The sequence below is a fragment of the Gemmobacter sp. genome, from assembly GCF_016792925.1.
In the GTDB taxonomy this organism is placed as follows: Bacteria; Pseudomonadota; Alphaproteobacteria; order Rhodobacterales; family Rhodobacteraceae; genus Gemmobacter.
The window spans coordinates 1-6,063 of the sequence record NZ_JAEULU010000023.1 but is presented as its reverse complement, the minus strand read 5'-3'; the positions used below and the strand labels follow the sequence as shown (position 1 = coordinate 6,063).

Sequence of the window (6,063 nt, the reverse complement as noted above, 5' to 3'; positions counted from 1 at the left end):
CCTCTATATACGGTCGCGGGTTTCACTTTGCCGAAAGGTTTCGCGCATGGCCAATGTCGTTGTCGTAGGCGCTCAATGGGGCGACGAGGGGAAGGGCAAGATCGTTGACTGGCTGAGCGAGCGCGCCGATGTGATCGCGCGCTTTCAGGGCGGTCACAATGCCGGGCATACGCTAGTCATTGACGGCAAGGTTTACAAGCTGTCGCTGCTGCCCTCGGGCATCGTGCGCGGCGGCAAGTTGTCGGTCATCGGCAATGGCGTGGTGCTGGACCCCTGGCATCTGGTGACCGAGATCGCCAAGCTGCGCGGGCAGGGCGTCGAAATTTCGCCCGAGAATCTGATGATTGCCGAAAACGCCCCGCTGATCCTGCCGCTGCATGGCGAGCTGGACCGGGCGCGTGAGGGCAATGTGGGGGTGGCCAAGATCGGCACCACCGGGCGCGGCATTGGTCCGGCCTATGAGGACAAGGTGGGCCGTCGCGCCATTCGCGTGGCCGATCTGGCCGATGCGAAAACGCTTGAGCTGCGGGTGGACCGTCTGCTGGCGCATCACGACGCCTTGCGCCGGGGCCTCGGCATGGAGCCGATCGACCGGGCGGCGCTGCTGGCGCAACTGGCCGAGATCGCGCCGCAGGTGCTGCCCTATGCCGCGCCGGTGTGGAAGGTGATGACCGAGGCGCGCCGCGCGGGCAAGCGCATCCTGTTCGAGGGCGCGCAAGGGGCTCTGCTGGATATTGATTTCGGCACCTATCCGTTCGTGACCTCCTCGAATGTGATCGCGGGGCAGGCGGCGACCGGTGTGGGTCTGGGGCCGACCGCGATTGATTTCGTGCTGGGCATCGTGAAAGCCTATACCACCCGTGTGGGCGAAGGCCCCTTCCCGGCCGAGCTGTTCGATGCGGATGGCGAGCGTCTGGGCGAGCGCGGGCATGAATTCGGCACCGTCACGGGCCGGAAGCGCCGCTGCGGCTGGTTCGATGCGGTGCTGGTGCGCCAGACCTGCGCCACCTCGGGCGTGTCGGGCATTGCGCTGACCAAGCTCGATGTGCTGGACGGCTTCCCGGTGCTGAAAATCTGCGTAGGCTATGATCTGGATGGCAAACGGCTGGATTACCTGCCGACCGCCGCCGACGAGCAGGCGCGCTGCACCCCCATCTATGAGGAGATGGAAGGCTGGAGCGAATCGACCGCCGGGGCGCGCAGCTGGGCCGATCTGCCGGGGGCCGCGATCAAATATGTCCGCCGCATCGAGGAGCTGATCCAATGCCCGGTGGCGCTGCTCTCCACCAGCCCGGAGCGGGATGACACCATCCTTGTCACCGATCCCTTCGCGGATTGATCGCCATGGCGCTGTCTTACCGCACGCGCAAGCGGCTGGCCTTGCTCATCCTGGTGGTGGGGCTGCCGCTCTATATTGCGGTGGCCTGGGGGATCATGGGCGCGCTGGAGCGGCCCTCGATCTGGGTCGAATTGCTGGTCTATGTGGCCTTGGGGATCATCTGGGCGCTGCCCTTCAAGTTCATCTTCAAGGGGATCGGCCAGCCCGATCCCGATGCGCCGCAGGAACCCGAATAGGGCGCGCGATTTTTCGACGAAAAATCGAAGGCGGATGCGAAAAAGGCGGAAGGGACATCCCTTCCGCCTTTTTCTGTCCGGGGAGAGTGGCAGCCCGTCAACCCGGAAGGCTGGCGGCCCGGCAAGCGGGCCGGGCTCAGCCGACCAGCTTGCGGGCCTCGCTCATCATATGCGAGGCCTCGCTCAGCGTGTATTGGCCGCGACGGACCTTCACGATCTTGCCATTGCGCAGCAGCGCGCCGAAGCTGCGCAGGCTGTCTTCGCGATTGGCAGGCAGGGCGCCGTCCAGGGCGGCGACCTGGCGCATGATCTGGGGCCGCGAGAAATGCGGGCGGCCTTCGACGCAGGCGGTATAGGCGGCGGCGGCCTCCATCAGGGCCGAAAGCCCCTGCGCGCCCAGCCGGTCGGCAAATTCGGCAAAGCCGCGGCTGTCGGTGAAGATATTGGCCTCGTCCAGCTCTTCGTCATCCTCCTCGTCCAGCTCCTCGGCCTCGGCGGCGGCGGCTTGCGCCGCCAGCGCGCTGACCGGCTGCGGCGCCGGGGGCAGAGCGCTGCCATTGGAATTGGCGGCGCTGCGGTCCACCCGCTGCTCCGACACCAGCACCAGCGGCAGCGGGCGCGGGGTAACGGTGTGATCCTCGGGCGCCGGGCTGACCATGCGCGACAGATCGGCGCGGTAGGGGGTCTGGCGCTCTTCGTCATTCACCGGGCGGGCGGCTCCGGCGCGGCGTTCCGCCACGGTGGCGGCGACGGCGGCCTTGAGTTGCTGGATCGCGGCGACGCGGCGCCGGTTTTCCGGCACGGCGAGTTGCGAATTGGTTTCGGCCAGCAGGCGCGAGACCGCCTCTTCGCCCGCTTCCGCCTCGATGGCGGGCGGCGGCGCGACGGTGCGCACCGGGCGGACCGGACGCACGGGCCGGACCGGGCGCAGGCTTGCCCCGGCATCAGCCGGGATCATCTTGGCCTCGGCCTGCACCTCGGCCAGTTCGCGCATCAGGTCGGCCTCGGCCTCGGGCGAGAGCGTGGCGGCCTCGTCGGCGGCACGCGGGGCGGGGGCGGTTTCGCCGGTGATTTCAGCCGGGGCCGGAGCCTCGCTGTCGGCGCGGCGAATGCGGATCACCCGGGCGCGGGCGCGCTGGATGCGGTCGGAGATGGCGGGGGCCGCATCGGCGCCGGTGTCAGCCGGGGCCGTTTCGGCAGGGGCCTTTGCCGGGGCGAAGCCCAGCACGGCCAGGTCCATCTCCGGCTCGGTCTCCGGCTCCGTCTCCGGGGCGGTGTCTTGCGCGGTGTCTTGCGCCATGGCGGCTTCGGGCAGATCGGAGGCATCCAGATCAGCCATGTCGAGATCGCCGGTCATGAGTTCGGGCAGGGCCTCGGCCTCGGTCGCCAGATCCTCGGCGGCCAGATCCTCGGCGGCCATGTCGGGGGGCAGCTCGTCGGTCAGGGCCTCTGCCGGGTCAAGCAGGCCGTCCAGCAGGAGGTCATCCAGCGCGGCCTCATCCTCACCCAACTCATCCTCGTCCACCGCATTGTCGGCAGTCTCGGCCAGTTCGGGTGCGATGTCCTGCGCCGGGGCCGCGTCCAGCGAGGCCAGCAGCCCGGCCAGTTCGGCCTCCATCGCCGCATCGGCGGCGGATTGGTCTGCCGCGATCTCGGGTTCCGCCTCGGCCTCGCGCTCGGTCTCGGGGACAGGGTCTTGCAGCAGGGCGGGGTCCAGCGCGATGTCGAAACCGGCTTCGGGTTCCATCACCGGCTCGGCCACAGGCTCGGCCACAGGCTCGGGCAAGGCAGCCGGGGTCTCGGGGGCGCGGGGCAGGGTGACGGCGGGAGAGGCCGCCAACTCGTCCTCGACATAATCGGCCACCGGAGCGGCGGCGCGGCCTTGCGCCACGGCCGTGCGAATGCGCGTCAGTTTGGCTGCAATGCTTTCGGCGACCGGATCATGGCTGGGTTCGGGCGCAGCGACCGGTGCCGCCACCGGAGCCGCAACCACCGGAGTGGCAGCCACCGCAGTTGCAGGGGCGGGCGCCGCCGGACTGGGCGTCGCAGAAACGGGCGCCGGGGCAATCGCGGCCGCAATCTCTGCGGCTTGCGCGGCGGGCAGCCGGGCCGTGGTTGCCGGGGCCGGCTGTGCGGCCAGTTGCGGGCCGGTCTCGGCGCGCAGGATCACGCCGTTCTCCTGGATCTTCGCCTCGACCCGGCGCTGGATCTCGCGCTCGGCAATCTTGTGCAGCATCGCGGCATCCGGCGTCGGAGGCTCGGCCCCGAAATAACGGTCTTCTGCGGCCAGATCGCGGAAATATTCCGCAATGGCTTTCATCGTGTTGAACGGGTCGTCAAACCCCTCCAAGGTGCAGGAGAATGTCCCGTAGGAGACCGTGAGGATTTTACTGGCTCCGATCATCGGATGCTTCGCCTTCTACAAACCATGCTGCCACTTTACCTTGCGACGGTTCGATTCCATGGACAGATAGGGGTAATTTGAAGGATTGATTATGGCCTGCCACCCGTCCGCCTGCCTTAATTCAGGAACAGTATCCGCATGAATCCCCCGATTGTCGATGCCAAAGCCCCGGTCACGCTGGTGGCGGGGGGGCCTTTGCGGCGGTCGGAGCTGCGGGCGGCGCTGAAGCGGGCGCCGCATCTGGTGGCGGCGGATGGTGGCGCCGACCGGGCGCTGGCTTTCGGGGCAGAGCCGGAGGCGGTGGTCGGCGATCTTGATTCGCTCTCGAGTGCCGCGCGGGCGCGGTTGGGCGCGCGGGTGCATGAGGTGCCCGAGCAGGAGACCACCGATTTCGACAAGGCGTTGCGGGCGATCCGGGCGCCCTTGGTGCTGGCGGTGGGGCTGATCGGCGGGCGGGCCGATCATGCGCTGGCGGCGCTGTCGGGGCTGATGCGGCATCAGGCGCAGGGCGGCGGGCCGGTGATCCTGCTGGGGGCGGAGGATGTGATTCTGGCCGCGCCGCCGGTGCTGGATCTGCGGCTGCGGCTGGGCGACCGGCTGTCGATCTACCCTCTGGCGCCGGTGACGGGGCGCAGCGCGGGGCTGGAATGGCCGATTGACGGGCTGGAACTGGCGCCAATGGCGCGGATCGGCACCTCGAACCGGGTCAGCGCGGCGGCGGTGCGGCTGGAGTTTGACGCGCCCGGCGCCTTGGTCATCCTGCCGCGCGGGCGGCTGGATGCGGCGATCAGGGCTGTGTGTCCGGCAGCGGATGGCGCTGCGCCTGTGCGCGCTCGCGCCAGATGACGTAAAGCCCCGAGGCCGCGATGATGGCGATGCCCGCCCATGTCATCGCATTGGGGAAATCGCCGAAAACCAGATAGCCAAGCGTCACCGCCACCACCAGCTCGCTGTAATGCAGCGGCGCGAGGGTGGCGGCATTGGCGAACTTGAGCGCATAGGTCATGCACATATGGCTTGCGGTGGCCCAGAAGCCGACGCCGAACAGCCAGAGCCAGTCGATGCCCTGTGGCATCACCGGGTCAAGCTCGGCCAGGCCCGAGCCGTCGGCCAGCCAGATCACCGGGGCGCAGATCAGGGTTCCGGCCAGGGCGGTGTGCAGCTGCATCGGCACCGGATGCATGCCGCTGGCCATGGCGCGGGTGGCCAGCATGTAAAAGGCGAACATGAAGGCAGTGCCCAGCGGGAACAGGGTGATATAGCCGAAAGTGGCGAAGGCGGGCTGGATGACCAGCAGGGCGCCGGCAAAGCCGATGATCGAGGCGATGATCCGGCGCGGGCCGACCGCGTCGCCGAACAGGTAATGGCCCAGAAACAGCAGGATGAAGGGCTCGACAAACACCAGCGCCAGCGCATCGGCCAGGGGCATGACGGCGATGCCCGCGATGAAGCAATAGGTCGACAGCACCAGAAACAGAGCGCGCAGCGCCAGAAGCCCGGCCAGACGCGGTGTCAGGCGCCCCCATTGCCGCATCACCACCACCACCGGCAGCATGAGACCCACCTGCACCACAAAGCGCGCCAGCGTGATCTGCCCCACCGGCAGGGTATCGGCGGCCAGTTTGGAGCAAACGTCGATCATCGGCGCCAGCAGGCAGAAAGACAGCATGAGCCCGGCCCCGGCGAGGGGGCGGTCTTGCGTGGTGGCGGTGGTCATGGCGGCGGCTCCTGCTTTTGGGCAAACTGGCGGAGCGGGCCGGGGGTTGCGCGTCTGAATGCGGCAGAGTGTGTCGGGAAGGGGGGATCGGGGCGGATCAGCAGCTGCGGCGCTATTGGGCCGGGGAAACGCGGTGGTTTTCCTGATGCTGGCTCGAATTGGCCGAGGCCATTGCCGAGGTCATGTGGAAACGCTTCCGCGTCGGGCCGGTGGCCCGAAGCCACCGGCCAGCGCCCGCCCTCCGGGCGGCGGGCGCTTTGCACCCGCCGGGCGGGCGATGGCCTTTGTCGGTCAGGCTGCAACGGTCTGACCGCACCGTTCCCACAGGGCCGGGGAAACGCGGTGCGTTACCAATATCCCGCCCCAC

The 6,063-nt window shown here is 68.6% G+C and carries 5 protein-coding genes; 3 read left to right on the top strand and 2 right to left on the bottom strand.

Going from position 1 to position 6,063, the window contains the following annotated elements:
• The first annotated feature begins 46 nt into the window (after window positions 1-46).
• The gene (locus JNN06_RS01325; protein WP_291237797.1) at window positions 47-1,339 is read left to right on the top strand and encodes an adenylosuccinate synthase; all 1,293 of its coding nucleotides are present in this window, start codon (window positions 47-49) and stop codon (window positions 1,337-1,339) included.
• 5 nt (window positions 1,340-1,344) lie between these two features.
• Window positions 1,345-1,575, top strand: coding sequence for a DUF2842 domain-containing protein (locus tag JNN06_RS01320; RefSeq protein ID WP_291237796.1), 231 nt, complete (start codon window positions 1,345-1,347; stop codon window positions 1,573-1,575).
• Between the two features lie 136 nt (window positions 1,576-1,711).
• On the opposite strand, the gene JNN06_RS01315 is transcribed toward JNN06_RS01320, so the two are convergent.
• A complete protein-coding gene (locus JNN06_RS01315) occupies window positions 1,712-3,979 on the bottom strand; it encodes a hypothetical protein (protein ID WP_291237795.1) in 2,268 nt (755 codons plus the stop codon).
• A gap of 138 nt (window positions 3,980-4,117) precedes the next feature.
• Between JNN06_RS01315 and JNN06_RS01310 the strand changes: the two genes are divergently transcribed.
• The gene (locus JNN06_RS01310; protein ID WP_291237794.1) at window positions 4,118-4,825 is read left to right on the top strand and encodes a thiamine diphosphokinase; all 708 of its coding nucleotides are present in this window, start codon (window positions 4,118-4,120) and stop codon (window positions 4,823-4,825) included.
• Here JNN06_RS01310 and JNN06_RS01305 read toward each other — a convergent pair.
• The gene (locus JNN06_RS01305; protein WP_291237793.1) at window positions 4,767-5,696 is read right to left on the bottom strand and encodes a DMT family transporter; all 930 of its coding nucleotides are present in this window, start codon (window positions 5,694-5,696) and stop codon (window positions 4,767-4,769) included. The two genes, JNN06_RS01310 and JNN06_RS01305, sit on opposite strands and share 59 nt — an antisense overlap.
• Window positions 5,697-6,063: the final 367 nt, after the last annotated feature.